This is a genomic window from Streptomyces sp. NPDC002867, from assembly GCF_053591895.1.
In genome coordinates, this window is record NZ_JBSFUR010000083.1 from 1 (window position 1) to 15,569 (window position 15,569).

General features: G+C 66.4%; 19 protein-coding genes and 2 pseudogenes. 11 read left to right on the forward strand and 10 right to left on the reverse strand.

Annotation, left to right across the window (positions count from 1 at the left end; all coding sequences use genetic code 11):
• Nucleotides 1-42: 42 nt before the first annotated feature.
• The 3 genes from ACWD0A_RS33815 to ACWD0A_RS33825 all read right to left on the reverse strand — a co-directional run bounded on the left by ACWD0A_RS33815 (nt 43) and on the right by ACWD0A_RS33825 (nt 1,659).
• Nucleotides 43-360 (reverse strand): hypothetical protein, encoded by a 318-nt coding sequence (locus ACWD0A_RS33815; RefSeq protein ID WP_451304415.1) that lies wholly within the window; start codon nt 358-360, stop codon nt 43-45.
• 48 nt (nt 361-408) lie between these two features.
• Nucleotides 409-1,095 (reverse strand): hypothetical protein, encoded by a 687-nt coding sequence (locus ACWD0A_RS33820; protein ID WP_451304417.1) that lies wholly within the window; start codon nt 1,093-1,095, stop codon nt 409-411.
• Nucleotides 1,096-1,257: 162 nt separating this feature from the next.
• On the reverse strand, nt 1,258-1,659 hold the full coding sequence (locus ACWD0A_RS33825; RefSeq protein WP_451304419.1) for a hypothetical protein: 402 nt from the start codon (nt 1,657-1,659) through the stop codon (nt 1,258-1,260).
• Nucleotides 1,660-2,322: 663 nt separating this feature from the next.
• Between ACWD0A_RS33825 and ACWD0A_RS33830 the strand changes: the two genes are divergently transcribed.
• From ACWD0A_RS33830 to ACWD0A_RS33840, 3 genes are all read left to right on the forward strand, one after another.
• Nucleotides 2,323-2,694, forward strand: coding sequence for a hypothetical protein (locus tag ACWD0A_RS33830; RefSeq protein WP_451304421.1), 372 nt, complete (start codon nt 2,323-2,325; stop codon nt 2,692-2,694).
• Nucleotides 2,691-3,047 carry a DUF6233 domain-containing protein gene (locus ACWD0A_RS33835; protein ID WP_451304423.1) on the forward strand — a complete coding sequence of 119 codons (357 nt, stop codon included), beginning with the start codon at nt 2,691-2,693 and terminating at the stop codon, nt 3,045-3,047. The genes ACWD0A_RS33830 and ACWD0A_RS33835 overlap by 4 nt, the downstream gene beginning before the upstream one ends.
• A 287-nt stretch (nt 3,048-3,334) precedes the next feature.
• A complete protein-coding gene (locus ACWD0A_RS33840) occupies nt 3,335-3,838 on the forward strand; it encodes a hypothetical protein (RefSeq protein WP_451304425.1) in 504 nt (167 codons plus the stop codon).
• 296 nt (nt 3,839-4,134) lie between these two features.
• Here ACWD0A_RS33840 and ACWD0A_RS33845 read toward each other — a convergent pair whose 3' ends face one another.
• Together ACWD0A_RS33845 and ku are read right to left on the reverse strand one after the other, a co-directional pair.
• Nucleotides 4,135-4,668, reverse strand: coding sequence for a hypothetical protein (locus ACWD0A_RS33845; protein ID WP_451304427.1), 534 nt, complete (start codon nt 4,666-4,668; stop codon nt 4,135-4,137).
• Between the two features lie 327 nt (nt 4,669-4,995).
• On the reverse strand, nt 4,996-5,718 hold the full coding sequence (gene ku / locus ACWD0A_RS33850; RefSeq protein WP_451304429.1) for a non-homologous end joining protein Ku: 723 nt from the start codon (nt 5,716-5,718) through the stop codon (nt 4,996-4,998).
• A gap of 90 nt (nt 5,719-5,808) precedes the next feature.
• Here ku and ACWD0A_RS33855 point away from each other — a divergent pair, with 90 nt between their 5' ends.
• The 4 genes from ACWD0A_RS33855 to ACWD0A_RS33870 all read left to right on the forward strand — a co-directional run bounded on the left by ACWD0A_RS33855 (nt 5,809) and on the right by ACWD0A_RS33870 (nt 8,592).
• A complete protein-coding gene (locus ACWD0A_RS33855; RefSeq protein ID WP_451304431.1) occupies nt 5,809-6,435 on the forward strand; it encodes a DUF6000 family protein in 627 nt (208 codons plus the stop codon).
• Between the two features lie 54 nt (nt 6,436-6,489).
• On the forward strand, nt 6,490-6,840 hold the full coding sequence (locus ACWD0A_RS33860; RefSeq protein ID WP_451304433.1) for a DUF5958 family protein: 351 nt from the start codon (nt 6,490-6,492) through the stop codon (nt 6,838-6,840).
• Nucleotides 6,841-7,421: 581 nt separating this feature from the next.
• A complete protein-coding gene (locus ACWD0A_RS33865) occupies nt 7,422-7,829 on the forward strand; it encodes a DUF6896 domain-containing protein (RefSeq protein ID WP_451304435.1) in 408 nt (135 codons plus the stop codon).
• Nucleotides 7,830-8,394: 565 nt separating this feature from the next.
• Entirely contained in the window at nt 8,395-8,592 is a 198-nt protein-coding gene (locus ACWD0A_RS33870; RefSeq protein WP_451304437.1) for a hypothetical protein, read from the forward strand.
• Nucleotides 8,593-8,707: 115 nt separating this feature from the next.
• Here the strand turns inward: ACWD0A_RS33870 and ACWD0A_RS33875 are convergent, their stop codons facing one another.
• Nucleotides 8,708-8,857, reverse strand: coding sequence for a hypothetical protein (locus tag ACWD0A_RS33875; protein WP_451304439.1), 150 nt, complete (start codon nt 8,855-8,857; stop codon nt 8,708-8,710).
• 840 nt (nt 8,858-9,697) lie between these two features.
• Here ACWD0A_RS33875 and ACWD0A_RS33880 point away from each other — a divergent pair.
• Nucleotides 9,698-10,351 (forward strand): DUF5133 domain-containing protein, encoded by a 654-nt coding sequence (locus ACWD0A_RS33880; protein ID WP_451304445.1) that lies wholly within the window; start codon nt 9,698-9,700, stop codon nt 10,349-10,351.
• On the opposite strand, the gene ACWD0A_RS33885 is transcribed toward ACWD0A_RS33880, so the two are convergent.
• The gene (locus tag ACWD0A_RS33885) at nt 10,264-10,530 is read right to left on the reverse strand and encodes a hypothetical protein (RefSeq protein WP_451304449.1); all 267 of its coding nucleotides are present in this window, start codon (nt 10,528-10,530) and stop codon (nt 10,264-10,266) included. The genes ACWD0A_RS33880 and ACWD0A_RS33885 overlap by 88 nt on opposite strands.
• 434 nt (nt 10,531-10,964) lie before the next feature.
• Between ACWD0A_RS33885 and ACWD0A_RS33890 the strand changes: the two genes are divergently transcribed.
• Nucleotides 10,965-11,675 carry a 2-phosphosulfolactate phosphatase gene (locus tag ACWD0A_RS33890; RefSeq protein ID WP_177153528.1) on the forward strand — a complete coding sequence of 237 codons (711 nt, stop codon included), beginning with the start codon at nt 10,965-10,967 and terminating at the stop codon, nt 11,673-11,675.
• 19 nt (nt 11,676-11,694) lie between these two features.
• Here ACWD0A_RS33890 and ACWD0A_RS33895 read toward each other — a convergent pair whose 3' ends face one another.
• The 3 genes and pseudogenes from ACWD0A_RS33895 to ACWD0A_RS33905 form a co-directional block, all read right to left on the reverse strand.
• On the reverse strand, nt 11,695-12,456 hold the full coding sequence (locus ACWD0A_RS33895; protein ID WP_451304447.1) for a transposase family protein: 762 nt from the start codon (nt 12,454-12,456) through the stop codon (nt 11,695-11,697).
• Nucleotides 12,457-12,599: 143 nt separating this feature from the next.
• A pseudogene (locus tag ACWD0A_RS33900) lies at nt 12,600-13,055 on the reverse strand (hypothetical protein); the annotation flags it as partial.
• Between the two features lie 1,415 nt (nt 13,056-14,470).
• Nucleotides 14,471-14,695 carry a cupin domain-containing protein gene (locus ACWD0A_RS33905; RefSeq protein WP_451304441.1) on the reverse strand — a complete coding sequence of 75 codons (225 nt, stop codon included), beginning with the start codon at nt 14,693-14,695 and terminating at the stop codon, nt 14,471-14,473.
• Between ACWD0A_RS33905 and ACWD0A_RS33910 the strand changes: the two are divergent.
• Nucleotides 14,637-15,053: pseudogene (locus ACWD0A_RS33910) on the forward strand (helix-turn-helix domain-containing protein); the annotation flags it as partial. The gene ACWD0A_RS33905 and the pseudogene ACWD0A_RS33910 overlap by 59 nt on opposite strands.
• A gap of 78 nt (nt 15,054-15,131) precedes the next feature.
• Nucleotides 15,132-15,506: a hypothetical protein gene (locus ACWD0A_RS33915; RefSeq protein ID WP_451304443.1), complete on the forward strand. Its 375-nt coding sequence runs from the start codon at nt 15,132-15,134 to the stop codon at nt 15,504-15,506.
• Nucleotides 15,507-15,569: the final 63 nt, after the last annotated feature.

Here is a 15,569-nt window from a genome sequence, read left to right on the forward strand (position 1 = left end):
AACCGACGAGACCGCCCTGCCCACCGAACTCACCGCATAGCCTCAAAACGAGATCACCGAGTGGCCGTCACTACACCACTCCAGCGGACGTGACCTCCGGCAGTCGGCCACCGCGTCATGCAAGCAGCCAAGTTGCCCGGGAATTGAATACGGGTTCTTGACGCTGCAGACCCCGCACCGGAGGGGTGCGGGGTCTGCAGCAGGCGGCGGCCGGACAACCGCGTGCCGGTGGGTCATGGTGGTATCAGGGTTTTCGAAGCGGCCGCGGGCCAGCTTGACGGCGCGCTCCCACTTCCAGGCCGGCTCACCGTGCTCCTCGTCGAACTCGCCGTCGTCGAGCCCCGCCTGTTCGGTCTGCATGCACAAGGGTCTTAATGACATACACGCCACGCGCACAGCATGAACTCCTCAGCACAGCTCACCGGGCGTGTGCTTCACCAGCGACCGGCTCGCGGGGTCCCACACCCATACAGGCGACTCGCGCCACAGGCGAGGCAGGTCTATCAGCGGTTCGGCGTACGGGTTTCCCCCTGGGCCAGCCAGCGGCTCACCTGTCGATCGATCGACCCACGCGCCTGTTTCAGTCAGCGATGGCCGCCACTCGGGATCGCCCACGAGGATCGCGGTCACTCTGCCTATCCCGAGGGTCTTGCGGCCGTCCGGAAGCGGTAGGCGCCACTCACGCTCGTGCATCCACGTCGAATCCACGCCGGTGCGCACCGCCCAGTGCTCCAGATCGGCCGCCTTGAACTGCTGATATACGGCATCTGGAACGTAAGCCACGGCGCCACCGCCGCGTCTGATGAGGTGGTGCCGCCTCGTGACGATCCCCCATGGGGAAAACCGGCCTATGCCGATGAGGTGCTCAAGGTGGTTCGGTGGGCTCTCCGAGAGACAGAGACAGGCCGTCCTCGCGCCGAACGGCGCAAACACCCTGAACTGCTCCTCCCGCAGTATCGAATCAAGTCGCTCCTGCGGTGTCATGAGCTGGATCTCCTCCGGCACTACCGCTGGTCGGGCCCCGTTCCGGCCGGTGAAGTGGTAAAGATCATCACTCTGCGCGGGACCGACAATCCCCAGGTCGAGCTCCGTCACACCTGCCCCTATCCTGCTCCGCTGCCCTCGTACATCGCCTTGTACTCCTACAGGACGCTGCCAGAGCCCCGTGCCCCAACCAAGCTCTGCCTGCCCGACCCTGACATGGCTGCGGTCGCGAACCCGAGGGTTCAAGGCCGCAGCCATGCAGACGTCAAGAGATCAGCCAGCATCGGTCTTCCGGCCGGCGGTGCGGGCGGTCGCGAGCTGGACGACGCCGACGGTGTCCTGTCGGCCATCGAGCCGGGTGTCCCCTTCAAGGACGATGACCTGGGCAAGTGGCTTCAGCTGGCAACGCCAGGCGAGCAGCTGGGCGCAGCTGTCGCCCGAGCAGCAGGAGCGGCTTGCCGGACTGGGCGTGCAGCCCCTTGAGGAGCCGTCTCCCGCCCCGGCGCCGAAGGCCGCGACGAGGGCCGCTAGGGCAAGGCTCGGGCGGCCTTCCAGCGAGGCGTTCAGGCCTTCACGCAGTACATCGCGCGGGAAGGCACGGGCAAGCCGGTGCCGAGGGCGCACAGTGAAGAGATCGCCGTCGACGGGGAGACCCAGCCGGTGTCGGTGAAACATCCTGGTCCTGGGGTTCGCCACACGGAACCGGTGACATGCCCGGCGCTGGGTGTCCCGGGAGCGGAGGCCCGGGACACCCAGCCGCGGGCGGTACAGGGGCCGCCGAACGGGCCCGTCCAACGTGGCGAGCTGAGCGGAGCGCCCACGACCGGACGAGCCACATCGCGGCAGCGGCTGTTCCCCCGTGGCCCACAGGATGGCCTGTGTCGACTCCAGTGAGTCGTCATGCGGTGGGCTTCTCGTGGATCATGCGGCCTGGCTGCCAGCTTCCCTCCGCGACCCGGCAGGGCAGCCGGAGCCACCACAGGACGGTGTCCCCGGACCGCTGTGCAGATGCGATGTCGTTCTCGGTCCATTCCTCCCTGCCGGCTCGAGGTTAAGGGCGGCCGGCACCTACACGTGTCGCTGTCGCGGACTCTGCTCCTCTGGCTCGTCAGCGTGGCCGGGGCAGCGAGCACGAGCCCCTACTGGACGACGATGACTGGCTAGACAGCTCAATTAGAGGGGGCCCGGGCAGTGGTCCTGGGTCCCTCTCTGACATGGCATGCCAGACGGCACACGCACCCGAGCCCACCTCCCGTAGCCAGGCTCGGGCGCGGGTCGTGCTCACCGCCCGGGTGTCGGTACTCGCCGACCAAATTCGAACACGAGTATGGTTTGGTCATGGCCGGAACCGACTTCCCCGACGACCTGCGCGCCGCGCAGACCCGCCTTCACCAGGCGACCTCCGAGCTGGCCGCCCTCTGCCGAAGCCTGCCGTGGAGTGTGGAACCCCTGCCGGGCCGGCCCGGGACCGAGCACCCGCACACCGGCGTCGTGACCGGCGGCCGCGAGGCCAGTCCCGGGTGGACCGAGGACCAGAAGCAGGCGGTGAAGCGGCTGCGGATGGAGTGCACCGACCTGTCGATCCGTGTCGCTGCCCACCCGTACTGGGAGACCGTGGACGGAGAGAAGCGTGTGGCGGAGCGGATGCGGCTGAAGCAGGCCATGCGGCCGGCCGCCGAGCCCGTGGTCGACGTCGACACCGCCGCGTGACCGGCGGCACCGCGATGTCCGAGCCCGTACCCGAGCTGTCGCGCCTCCAGAAGCTGCGCATCGTGGAGGCATACCAGGCGTACCAGCTCGGTCGGACACGCGAGACGATCCGGCAGCTGGAGGCCGACGAGGCGGCGGCGCTGAAGCGCGAGCGTGCCGCCCGCGAAGGATCCTCATGGAAGGTCGAGCCGTCCCGGGCCACAGCGGACGACTTCGCGATCCTGCACCGCGGCGGCTGCCACATGTACCAGCACCCAATGGGCTGGCTCAGCCGCGAGGAGGCACTGATCGCGCTGGAACTCCCCGACATCAAGCCCTGTGAGATCTGCCGCCCTGAGACCGGGCTGACCTAGGAGGCGCGCGGGCTTCCGGCCTGTCGTCTGCTTGGCCGCGGCCTTCTTCACGGTCGCCTTCTTGGCCGCCTTCTTGTGCGACATCCCATGAGTTCCCCTGAGCCTCGTTGATCTGCTGGCTTACTGACCAGGGTGTTCTCCCTCGTCGGGGCGTCTTACCGTCGGCTGACGGAACTTCAGGATCTCTGAAGCGTTCGCATCTTGTCCGATCGATCTGCGGTCCGGGTGAAGCCAAGGGAAGCGCCCGTTTCCGACGCTGGCAACGATGGGCGTAGGAAGAGGGACTTATGGATCAAGGACTCGCGGCTTTTCTCGCCGGCATGGCGGCCCTGCTTGGTGCCCTTATTGGTGGTGGTTTCACGGCGCGGGGGGCACGTATCGGCGGCGAGAAGACCGTGGAGGCTGCGCGCCAGCAGGTGAAGGATCAGGCTCACGTGGAGTCGAAGCGATGGCTTCTGCAAGCACGGCACAACGCCTATGAGGTGATCTTGGGGGCTACGGAGTCGTACATGAACGCCCTCATCCTGCCTACGCCAGAAGCAGAGGCGGAGGTAGCGAAGCAACTGTTTCACTCGGCCAAGTTGCGGGTCGGGCTGGTGGGTCCCGATACGGTCCGAAGTGCAGTCGGCGAGCTGTCGTTTGCCTTTGTTGTCGTACAGCGCGTGATCGACGATGGGCGGTCGGTCGAGTCCTGGATGGTGGAGAAGCTCAGCGAACGCCACAGGGCCTTCCTGGATGCCGTAACCGCCGTTTACGCCATGGAACCCGATGCCGCCCGCGATATCCCGTGAGTTCTCTTCCTCCCAGCCAGTGTCCGTGCCTGGACCCGAACCCGCGGGGCCACCCCGGAGAGTGGCGGCATCACCCCTCGGGTTCCCGCTGAAGAACCTTCAGTTTCCTGGGAACTCGCGGGGATCTCGGCCCCGGACTCCTATCGGTGACCCACCGTGCAAAGTAGCCGCAGGGCAAGTAGAAGCGACGGAGACCCCCGCCGGTGACGGGGCCTCCCTTGTGGGAACTCCGCACGGGTTTCGCCTGCTGAAGGGACCGGCCGTCGCCCGCTGCGGCGGCCAGTCCCTCGTGTCGGTCAGTTCGATACCACCGTGGGCGGGGGACCGTCCTTGCGGTGCGGGTTCGAGCAGTCGAAGAGCACCTGTCCGCTTCGCCTGTCGTAGTAGAAGGTTCCGAAGTAGAGATCCTCGGTGATGCGCTTGTTGACCTGCTCGCTCACCATCCACTCGGCTCCTTCCGGCAGGAGCTTCTCGATCTCCGTCGGCAGGTCGGTGGGCGTCGCGGGTTCGAACCGCAGAACGGGATCGTCGAGGTCCTTCCGTACGGCCTTGTCGTCCATGGCATCGAGCAGCCCGACCAGCCGGACGTCGGACCGCGCCGGGAGACGGTCGTCGCTGGTGTCCCGCGAGATGCCACACCACGAGGTCGACTCCAGCCGGCCGAACGACGGGAAGCGCGACGTGATCTGGTCGATCTCCTGCCGGACCTCGCAGGGACCGCCACCACCGCCGGCCGACTCTTCGCGGCCGGTGCTGCCGCAGGACACGACCGTGAGAACGGCCAGCAGCGTGGCGATCAACGCACGGGCAGGTACCGAGTGTGCCGTCACCTGTCCTCCTCTCCTCCATCGGCCGTCGTGGCTCCGAGGATGTCACCCCCCTGGTCCAGGTGACATCCCTGGTGGCCGTCCCGGAGGCCATGAAGGGCTTCGCCCATCCGAGCTCGGTGAAACGGCCATTGGCCTCACAGGGTTGGCCGGTGGAGATGTCCGGTTTTCCTTGTCGAGTGGGTAGTGCGCATGGTGGTGCGCCCACCTGGATTCATCAGCGGGGGCACCACGCGGGCCATGGGTCACGGATAGGAGTCCGGGGCCTCTTCGCGGTGTTCTTCGGCATCTCGTGCACCGTCGCAGTGGGCAATGCGCCCCGCTGGGCGGTCAGCCCCCGCGCGCGGCTCGCGCCGCCTGGATGCTCTCCTCCAGCGCGGCCATCATGTCCACTACGGGCGGGGCCTCCTCCAGTGCGGCCGGCGTGCCGCCGCTGGCCTTGGCCGCGACGAGCTGCTCCAGGGCGTGGGCGTACTCGTCGTGGAGGTCGCAGACCTCGATGCCGGTCAGTTCCCTGATCAGGACCTCGGCCAGCTGCAGTTCCCGGTCGGTGACCGGTGCCGAGGGGGCGATGTCGCCCGGGTCGCGCAGCTCGTCGGCCCAGAGCAGGGCCTGGAGGACGAGGATGCCGTGCCGTGGCCGCAGCAGGGCCAGGCGCTCGCGGCTCCTGATGGCGATCTTGGCCACGGCCACGTATCCGGTCCGGGCGAGCGCCTCGACGAGCAGGACGTAGGAGCGGTCGGCCTCCGGGCCGCCGGGCCCGACGTAGTACGGCCGGCCGTAGCTGATCGGGTCGATGTCCTGGCCCGGGACGAAGCCGAGCACCTCGATAGTGCGCTTCGTCGCAAGCGGCAGGTGCGCCAGGTCCTCGTCGGTGAGCGGTACCGTGCGGCCGTCCGGCATCGCAAAGCCCCCGCCCACCTCCTCGTACGGGATCTCCCGGCCCTCGGCCCGGCAGAAACGCCTGTGCTCGACCCGGGAGCCGTCCGCGGTGTGGATCTCGTGCAGCCGCACGGGGTGCTCCTCGGTCGCCGCGAACAGCCGAACAGGCATGGCGACCTTCTCTGAATCAGTAACTACGGTCAGTTGAGGCAGTCGGCAAACCTGTGGCACATGCGTACCGTCCCGGGCCAGGATGCACCTATGGGTGATGTCCAGAGCGATCCCGAGTTGCAGGATCTGGTTCGGCGGTTCGTCACGCCTGATCGGCGATACCTTCGGTTGGGCGGGAGCATGTTCCGGTTGAGCTCGGTCGAGCGCTCCGAGTTTGTGCGGAATCTGGCTCAGGCTGCGTACGAAATCACTCCGGCGGAGCTCGGCGTCCTCTTCGAGGGTGGATGGCGCGAGCGCAAGACTGCCGCCTGGCTGGTTGCTGTGGCCCACAGGTCCGAGTTCCGCGAGCTCATTGGTCGGCTCCTACTGGCCAGCGAGGGGCCGTATGCGGGCGCGGCATACTGCGTCGCCCTTGCGAAGTTCGGTACTGCAGCGGATGCCGAACTGCTCAGCGCATACCTTGATCACTACTTGTCGCGTCCCGACCTCGACTACGACCAGGCAGTCGTTCTTGGGACGCTCCTGTACCTCGATGAGATTCTCGGCTCCGAGTACACGACACGGTTCCTTGCCCCGGCCGGTCCCTGGGACCGATGGCTCGAGGTTCGGGCCGTGGCGGCCCTTGACCCGCAATACTGCCGACAGGCCATGCAGCAACTATGCGCTTTCGTCGACGAGACCGCTGAGGTATTCGCCTCGCCGGACTGCGGGAGCTGATGATGACCGAGCGGGACATCATCCTCAACGAACTCGCCGGAAGGCCTGCGCCCGATGTCACAGGGCATCGAATGGTTCGACACCCACGGCCCGAAGGAGCAGGCCGAGGTACCCCTGTTCCTGCGCCATCACTGCGTGCAGGCGCGCGCCGTCACCGAAGACGGACCTGAGAGCATCCGTCCTGCCGGGCTGCGCCCGACGCACACACCTGCGGTTCTGATCACCTGCGGCCCGATCGACCAGCAACTGGGGAAGATCGCCGGCCTCACCCCTGTCGACGAACGACGCAAGGCGTTCCGGCTACTGGTCGCGGTACTCGCGGTCACGGACGAACGGCGCCGCGATCGCTTCTGTTCCGGCGGATGCGGTCACTGGTGGCACAACCTGCCCGTCGCCGACTGGTGATGACGAGTCCCTTGCCGCTGTTCTCTACCCCTGGACTCCATCTGCGGCAAGACGGGCTGACGCCAATGCTCATGCGCTCATGTGTCGTCGGCGGCGGAGCCGATCACCGCGCTCAGGGCCCGCAGGGCGTCATCGTACTGGTGACGGTCGAACTGGAACGGACCGAATGCCATGTAGTCGCGGGTCTTGCGGTGCGGTTACTCAAAGGCGTCCCAGGTTACGAGATCCGCTATCGCGGTGATGCGAGCCATGAGCGGCCAGCACCCCCACTCGCCGCATTCGCAACCGAGGACGGGGGTCTTCGGCCGCCGAGGCGGTGAAGAAGACTCCCACCGGTGCACGTGGCCACGCCCTTCGCCGCGGCCGCCACAGCGCTGCGCGGCGACCTGCGGGCGACGCGTGCGACGCGTGCGGGCCCTCTCGCGGCAAACGAGAGGGCCCAAGTCGTTGTCCTCCGGACATGGAGATCACGACGATGCCGTCCGACGGAGACGTCGGCAGCCCACGTGGAACAATCGCCCCGAACATGGACGCTGGGGGGACGCGGTGTGGGACGGGCTCGAGCTGCGGGAGGGCCGCACGTGACGACAGCGCGTGACCTTGTGATCGGTTACGTCGATGCTCTCAACGCGGCTCGTGAGGCCATGCGGGCGTCGATCCCCCCGCTCGAGCAGCTGGCGGACGTGCTCGGCCTGGTCCGTTCGCACCGGATCAGTCGCAGCGGTGAGGCCGGCACGTACTTCTACAGGGTCCACGGAGCAGGCTGCCTCTTCATCAGCCAGAACGGCTCTGAAATCGATGTGGACTTCGCGGGCGACGGGGCGGAGATCTTCGATCTCTGGCGGCTGCACCGTTATGGGCAGAGTTTGCCTGTACCTCTTGACCCCACGGATCAGGACCTGCGGTCCGCAGTGGAGTCGTTGAAGCCCCTGCTGGCCGAGAAACGGCCCGGGTGGTTCAGCGTGGCCGAAGCCAAGGCTTCAGCATGAGACCGGCGTGTCGGGTGGCGGTGCTCAGCGAGGGCCGCCACCTTCGTGCATAGGCGGAGCGAACGCCGCTGCCCGCGCAGCGGGCATGAGTTCTCGGGTCCGGAGCAATAACGCTTCACCGGCTGATGAGTAATAATCATTGCTCCTTCACCGGGAGGCAGCCCAGCGGGAGAACAGACCGCAACGGAACAGGTTCCTCTCCGAGGCGCGCGGAGTTCGGCAGGCATGAACGCCGCATCCGGTGCCGGTGCGAGCGCTCCGGCCACCGTCACGGAGCAGCTCGCCTGGGTAGCCGCTGCGGCCCGCCCGTTTCGCGCAGGCGCTGAGCGGCTGGGACGGATGCCCTGACGACGATGTCCTGACTCTGCTGGTCGGGCGCGTTCCCGAGACCAGGCATCTGGTCGAGGAGAAGTACGGGCTTCGGCAGGATGAGGCGCCGCCGACAGTCGACACGGGGCTCTATCTGTATGAGAACCTGCTCGTCCTCCTGACGAGGCCGGTTCTCCAGCCGGCCTTGGAACGTGCGGAACCGGACAGCGACCTGCTGTGGCGATGCTTTGGCTTCGTGGAGGACATCTACGACGACACCAGGGCGTATCGCCGCGGCGCCGTCCATTTCCAGATACTGGAGTGCCTCCTTGAGGCAAGGCCGTATTTGAAGAATGCCATCCCCTACCTGCGAGGGTCGGTCCGGGAGCGGGTATCGCGCATGCTCAAGCACTACGAGGTCGAGGGCTACGAGCACGGCCTGCCCTCGCTCTGAACAGACATCGGGCGGTAGCCGTTCGACCCGGCCGATCACGCGCGGAGCCAGATGGCCAGGGCCGCGACAGTTGCGGTGCCGAGGCAGACGTAGCCCCGCTTGTCGTAGCGGGTGGTCACGGTCTCATCCCCCGGCCCTCGCTACGCGAATCACCGAGCAGGACAGCGATGAGGATGCCAACGACGATCAGCTGTCGTTCGAGGACGCCGACGAAGAAGAAGCCGACGGCAACGAGGAGACGGATCCGGAGCCCGACGAAGGCCATGAGACCTGACCTGTAGCTGGATGCATCGCGATCCGGGCTCTGGCTCACCTTCCGTGCAGCGGTTTCGGTTCAACAACAACTCGTGACCTACACGGGAAGCCGGCTCTGGTCTCTCGGCCGCCTTGGGTGTTGGATGATCAACAGTAAACAGCAGTGGATGCGCTTCGTACGGGAGAAGTTTCGAGGGTGCTGATCGTTTTCAGATGTCGGTCGTGCAGTGCTCCTTTGTCGAATCCGCTAGGGCAATGTGATTGGAAGCCGCTGCCGCGCGTGAGGGGCAGGGAGCACTACACGTACGGCCCGTCGACAGTGCGGGTGGGTTCCTTCTCCGCCGACCCGGATCCATACGGTCCCGCTGGTTCGGCTGCCACCTGGGTGATCAACCCGCTGGACGGTGTGCTGCTGCGGCCCCATGTGGACTCCTCCCGGCTCTACGGGTGTTGCAGACGAGACGGGCTCAACGGGCCGAACTTGCTGTGCGCCCGGTGCAACAGCGAGGTTGGCATCGAGATCTCCGATTGCTGGACCGAGTACGACATCCGACTGATGCGCTCAGCGGTGTCGGAGAGCCCTCACCATCGACCGACGAGTGTCGACGTCCATACGCCAGCAGGACACGTTTCCGCAGAAGTCGAAAGCCTGCGCGGGCGGACATCTGGCGCTTGAGCATCTTGTTCCGGTTGACATGGCCTTCGACGGCTCCGGAGTTCCAGGGCAGGGTAGGGCCGGTGTCCCGTCCCTGATGCATGACCAGGCGGCCTGCTCGGCTTCCGGATCCGGCGGTGCGACCGTGTGAGTGAAGGAGGCAGGTCCAAAAGGGCAAGGATGGAGGCGGCCGTCATGCCGAGGGCACATCCTTCGCTCCTGCGGAAGCTCGTCGAACGCCGCGAGACGCTCAGGCGGCGCCTGGCGTCCGGTGGCAATGCGGAGACCCGGCGCCAGCTTCAGGACGCGTCATACACACTGTGCGTGGTCACGGGCACCCGCCATGTGGAGACGGCGCTGTCTGTGGCCCGCCGGCAGCTGGCCGACGCGATGCGACGCGAGCTGATGGAAGTCACCACTCGTTCACGTACGTCCGCTCTGCTCCTCCGTGGCCCCCACGGATGGCCTGTGTCGACTCCAGCGAGTCGTGATGCGGTGGGCTTCTCGTGGATCATGCGGCGTGGCTGCCGGCTTCCCTCCGCGACCCGGCAGGGCAGCCGGAGCCACCACAGGACGGTGTCCCCGGACCGCTGTGCAGATGCGATGTCGTTCTCGGTCCATTCGTCCCTGTCGGCGGATACCGCTCCATGGGCTTGGACCTCGACCCCGCACGAGCCGAGATGGAGTAGACCTTCGAGATGCCCATGTGGGCGAGGATCTTGCCCCCATCACCCCAGTCCACCTGGGCCTGGGCACCGGGATCACCTCGAACCGGCGGTGCATGCCCGCCAGTTCCTTCGGGGAGATGCCGAGTTCCTCGGCGATCCGGGGCCGGGCTTCCTGGCGTAGAGCTTGACGCGCTGGTAGTTGCCAGTGAACCCGTACTCCGCGGTCAGCCGCTCGTGGATCACCGATGCTTTCAACAGGACCTCAGCCCGCAGCATCGAGTCGATCAGCGGCGCGAACTCGTCGATCTTCCTCGCGAGGGACCGTCCGTTCGCAGACCGGCGCGGATAGGCCCCGGCCACCGGACAGCCCTCCTCTTGCGATCCACCGCGGCGCCCGGCACACCCTGCCGGGCGCCGCTCGGCCGGGCGGCCTCGCGCCGTGCATGGCTCGCGGGCCCCTGATGGTCGGGGGCTCCGGGCAGGAGCCCCCGACCACTCCGGTTACTGGCGGCAGTAGACGCAGGACCTGACCAGCAGCGTGCCGCCGACCAGAGCAACGAAGGACGCTGCAAGGTCACCGGAGCCGTCGGCCGGCGGGGGCTGACTCTCACTTCACGACCGAGTGAGCCCTTTCCAACTTGCTGATGGTCAGGTCAGACCACAGGCGACGAGCCGCTGGTCTCCCCCCGATACTCGAGCGCGTGCCCGCGAGGCAGTCGCCCAGCAGATCCCGAGTCGCCGAAAGATCGTCAACGTTCTTGTGGACCGCTTCAGTGGGCTGCGACCATCCCGGCATGGACTCGCGAGTAGTCGGAATACCCGACGTGGACGGCACCGAACAGGTGGCTGTTGTAATCGATGTCATGCGGGCGTTCACCACCGCCGCATGGGCCTTCCACCGCGGAGCAGACAAGATCGTTCTCGCTGCCGACGAGGGCGAGGCACTGGCGATCAAGGCGTGTCACCCGGGCTGGCTTGCGCTCAAGGATGGGGCACCGGTCAGCGGGTTCGACCTGGTCAACTCCCCTGGCCTGATCCAGGAGGCCGACTTGGCCGGCCGCACCGTGATTCAAAAGACCACAGCGGGAACGGTTGGGGCCCTGGCGGTCGTCGAGGCTAAATTGGCGCTGTGCGCCAGTTTCGCCGTGGCCGGCGCCACGGCCCGGGCCCTGACGGATGCTGGCGCCGACTCGGTGACGTTCGTGGCCACCGGCGAGGACGGCCGTGCCGCCGAGGATCTGGCCTGCGCCGAGTACCTGGATCAGCTCCTGGCCGGGACTCGTATCGACCCCGGCCCCTATCTGCACCGTGCCCGCACCTCCCCAGCCGCGGACGACCTGCGCAGCGGGCGACGCCGCGGTGCTCACCCCACCGATGTGGAGTTGTGTTTGGAGGTCGACCGGTTCGACTTCGCCATGAAGGTCGGGCTCGACGAAGGGATGGCAGTGCTGCGGCCGCTCCGGACTCGACCAGATGCGGTGTCCGCTGTACACCGCGCACGGTAATCAATGAGCCGTTCCCGCCTCACGCTGACGCGAGGTGGAGGGTGAGGACGGCCTTGACGATGTCGGTGATCCGGGTGGTGCTGCAGCGCAGCTTGCGCAGCAGGCGCCAGCCCTTGAGCGTGGCCATGGCCTGCTCGCCCACGGCGCGAATCTTCGCATGGGCGACATTGACCGCCTGCTTGCCGACGGACAGGTTCCGGCGCTTGCCGCGGAAAGGGACGACCACGGTGCCTCCCGCACCCTGATACCCCTTGTCCGCAAAGCACTTGATGCCTGCCTCGGCCAGAGCGTCGATGACGCGGTGGGTGCGGGCGGCTGTGATGTCGTGGGTGGCGCCGGGTAGATCAGGCGAGGCCCAGATAAGGCGTCCGAAGGGGTCGGTGATCACCTGCACGTTCATGCCGTGCTTCTTGTGTTTGCCGGAGTAGAACGGGCGGTCGGCGGCGATCCGGTCGATGGGCAACAGCGTGCCGTCGAGAATGACGAACGCCCTGGCGGAGGCGGCCGTTACGGCCTGCTCCAGGGTGGGGGCGACGGCGGCCAGGACGGTGACGGCCTCGTGTATGTAGCGGTAGACGGTGGCGACACCAACCCCGAAGCCGACGGCGAGCTGGGCGTAGGTGTCGCCGCAGCGCAGGTGAGCCAGGGCGAGCAACGCCTGCTGTCCGGCGGGGAGCTTACGCCAGCGGGTGCCCAGCTCGCGCCGTCGGCGAGTGAGGTGCTGGGCGAGGAAGCGCAAGCTCTGGCTGGACAGATCGATCGCCGACGGGTAAACCAGCACGCGAAGCTCCTGGTGGTGCGGGTTGATCTTGGTCGACGATCCTTCTACCAGGAGCTTCACCACTTCCCGACGTCAGGGCGCCCACCCGTCGCACCAGCCAAGCGATCAGGTTGGAAACGGCTCACTGATTGAGTTTCGGATCAATAGAAGGCGCAGAAGGCCATGATGCCATTGACGGACATGACCTTGGTCTTGTCGGCATGGGCCGAGATCTTGGCTTTGGACTGCTTGCGCTCGGCCGTGGCAAAGGTGTTGTGGTAGATCTGGGCGTGTACGTGATTCAGCGGTGCCTGATTCCGGAAGACGGCGGTGGCCTCGCGGTTCAGAGCCTCGACGATGCGCGTGTCGGCCGGGCGAAAGCTCTCGGTCGGCCCCGAGAGATTCGTGGAGCACCGTAGCAGGCGGAAATGTAGTTCGTCACCGTTTCATGTGACGGGTGTCAGATAGATTCCGCTGCGATGGGCTGTTCCAGGCTTGGTGGACTCCGTCAGGGACTTGCAAGAGCCCTGGACGATACTCCAACCCGAGTTGTGCCCGCTCAAGTTGACAACGCCACCGCACGGTCCCTCCGGAATCTCCGCCAGCTCCACCCCACGCAACGATACGAACCGACCTCGGAAACACGACGACGGCCTGCACAACCCCAAGGGGTCATGCAGGCCGTCGTCATGCAGACCCCGGTTTTACCAACAGCGTCCGCACTTTCGGTCGGGGGTTTCGTGCCCAGGACTACACCGTAGCTCTGGCTTCGTGCCGCCCGGAGGCAGCAAGATCTTTGAAATGCCGGAGTCTTGGGATTACTCCCAGTACCACTTCTCTTCAAGCGAGTAGCTGTTGACGCCCCACAAGCATCCTTGCCACAACGGACTAGGAGCGATCAGATTGGTGGTATATCCAGGTTGGACACGCACCCAGCCGCTGTAATAGTTAAGTCCCCACGAGCAGTTCACCTTCAGGCGAACGCTTTTGTCTCCGGCGCCAAATGCACCTGCGTAGGGCTTGCAATTGTTTGCATACGCCCGGTAGCTCCCGTTAGAATCCCTGTAGACTCCGCTGTCTTGGCATGAGTAGATTCCGCCAACCGGGCCGGAGATAGGTCCAGCTGCACTGGCAGGGGAGGCGGAGGCGAGTGCTGCCCCTGCGGACATGACTACGGCGGCGGCAGAGATTCCAGCTCTCCGCCAGTTGATGTGCGTCGCAAGCTTCATTGAAGTCAATCCTTGGGATAGTATTTTCTAGGCCGACAACTGCTAAAAGGACCCCCATCTGGGCGCTGCTCGGGCGGGTATCCACATGTCACCCGGGTCAGACTGCAAGTGCAGTGATTTCAAGGTGTCAGGGATTGTGGATTTTTTCATGAGTAAGACTTGCTCAATTCGCGGCTGAACGTCGGCGTCGGCAGCTGAGGCTTGCTCTTCAGGGCGGGGCGAGGATCCAGGGTGAGAGGCCGTTGGCTTTCCGGATGTGATAGCTGAGTATCCGCTGATCAGGCATGGTTTCGGCGTTCTCGTGGAGGGGTCGGATGTTCTGTTCGGTCTCGACGATGCGGAGGTGGGCGGTGGCGTTCGGTGATGGGGTTGCTGGAGGAGCGGGAGGCGGCTGCCCGGGTGCGGGTGGAGGAGCTCCAGGCGGAGGCGGACCGGATCTGGCTGAACTCGGCGTGGCCGAGGCGGTATTGGAACGGCGGGTGATTGCTCGGGCGGAGTTGGCCGAGGCCCTGGCCGCTCCCGGCGATGCCGCGGATGCACCCGTGGTCAGCGTGCGGGATCCTGCGCCGGAGGCCGAAGCGGGCAGGTGCCGGTCGCCAGATCCATCGTGCCGCGGCGTTGGGGAGGAGATGACGGCCGAGGCGCTCGCGCCGGAGTACCGGCGGATCGTCGAGCTGCTTGACGCCGATCCGGGCGACGGTGAGGGGATGCCGGCGAGGGAACTGGCGGCCCGGCTGGGGCTGGAGTTGGTGCTGGCGAAGACGTCCGGAGGACCAGGACCAATCTCGGGGGTGGTGGCAGGGGGATCAGTCAGCGGCCGGAAGGAGGTTGAAGTCCGCCCCGTCGAAGCCGGGAGCGACCACATACGCGACGAGCACCGGCGCGCCGCCGACGGGTCGGGCGCTTTGCCACCGCCCGGCCGGCACGACCGCCCACCGCACCTGTGCGGCGGCCGGTCGAAGCCATCTTGCTGTGTCTGGTGTGATCACGGCGTCGGAGCCTTCCTGGATGGCCCCGTTCACCGGGCTCATCCCGCGTCAGTTCGGCAAGCTCATCACTGCGCTGCGGGCGCGAGTCACTGCGCTGCGGCGCGAGGGTGCAGACCCCGTCCGCAAGGGCCGGCCGTGGAGCTGCCGCTGGGGGGACCGGGTTCTGCTGGTTGCTGCGTACTGGCGAACCAACCTAACGCTGCGGCAGCTGGCGCCGCTGGTCGGGGTGTCCAAGTCAGCCGCAGACCGCATCATCGACCACCTCGGCCCTGCGCTCGCGCTCCAGCAGCGCAAGCGGTTACGCAAAGACACCGTGCTGATCGTGGCCGGCACCGTCCCCACCCGCGACCACACCGTCGCCGAGCAGTCGAAGAACTACAGTAACTCGGCCAACCACCAGACACCTCACGTTGCTATGCCGTCAAGCGATGCCGGTCGCACTCTCGAACAACGGTGGGCTCGCAGATAGCCTTGCCGCATGACCGACATGGCCTCTGCCCAGCGCTCTTTGCCGACGTGGGACCTGGTGGTCGCGTTGCGGGACTTCATCCACAGCCGGACATATGCAGCTGTGGCCCCCACGATCCGACTCAACGGAGAACCGCCGCAGCCTCCTGCGTCTGATCTGGCGCGCGTGAGTGAGGTCAGCCAAGCCCTCTACCAGGTCACGTCCCACTTGTGCAGTCAGCTGTATGCCGAGCTCGCGACGGATAGCCCTGGATCCGTCGCGGAGGCGTCGTGGCAGGCTCTCGTCTCGATCACCGAGGCCTGGCGTGAGGACCCTGAGCTACCGCACTGGATGAGCGAATTTCTGCCGGTTAAGAGGTCATCTCATTTGGTGAGTCTGCGGTAGCAGATGAGGCTGCAGGCGATGCTGGCGAAGGCGAGGAAGTGGTCGGCATTGCGCTCATAGCGT

What these genes read in the sequence shown, in the direction of transcription:
- ACWD0A_RS33815 (WP_451304415.1), bottom strand. Translation starts at nt 360, where the DNA reads ATGCAGACCGAACAGGCGGGGCTCGACGACGGCGAGTTCGACGAGGAG.
- ACWD0A_RS33825 (WP_451304419.1), bottom strand. Translation starts at nt 1,659, where the DNA reads ATGTTTCACCGACACCGGCTGGGTCTCCCCGTCGACGGCGATCTCTTC.
- ACWD0A_RS33830 (WP_451304421.1), top strand. Translation starts at nt 2,323, where the DNA reads ATGGCCGGAACCGACTTCCCCGACGACCTGCGCGCCGCGCAGACCCGC.
- ACWD0A_RS33840 (WP_451304425.1), top strand. Translation starts at nt 3,335, where the DNA reads ATGGATCAAGGACTCGCGGCTTTTCTCGCCGGCATGGCGGCCCTGCTT.
- ku (WP_451304429.1), bottom strand. Translation starts at nt 5,718, where the DNA reads ATGCCTGTTCGGCTGTTCGCGGCGACCGAGGAGCACCCCGTGCGGCTG.
- ACWD0A_RS33855 (WP_451304431.1), top strand. Translation starts at nt 5,809, where the DNA reads ATGGGTGATGTCCAGAGCGATCCCGAGTTGCAGGATCTGGTTCGGCGG.
- ACWD0A_RS33860 (WP_451304433.1), top strand. Translation starts at nt 6,490, where the DNA reads ATGTCACAGGGCATCGAATGGTTCGACACCCACGGCCCGAAGGAGCAG.
- ACWD0A_RS33875 (WP_451304439.1), bottom strand. Translation starts at nt 8,857, where the DNA reads ATGGCCTTCGTCGGGCTCCGGATCCGTCTCCTCGTTGCCGTCGGCTTC.
- ACWD0A_RS33880 (WP_451304445.1), top strand. Translation starts at nt 9,698, where the DNA reads ATGCCGAGGGCACATCCTTCGCTCCTGCGGAAGCTCGTCGAACGCCGC.
- ACWD0A_RS33890 (WP_177153528.1), top strand. Translation starts at nt 10,965, where the DNA reads ATGGACTCGCGAGTAGTCGGAATACCCGACGTGGACGGCACCGAACAG.
- ACWD0A_RS33905 (WP_451304441.1), bottom strand. Translation starts at nt 14,695, where the DNA reads ATGAGCCCGGTGAACGGGGCCATCCAGGAAGGCTCCGACGCCGTGATC.
- ACWD0A_RS33915 (WP_451304443.1), top strand. Translation starts at nt 15,132, where the DNA reads ATGACCGACATGGCCTCTGCCCAGCGCTCTTTGCCGACGTGGGACCTG.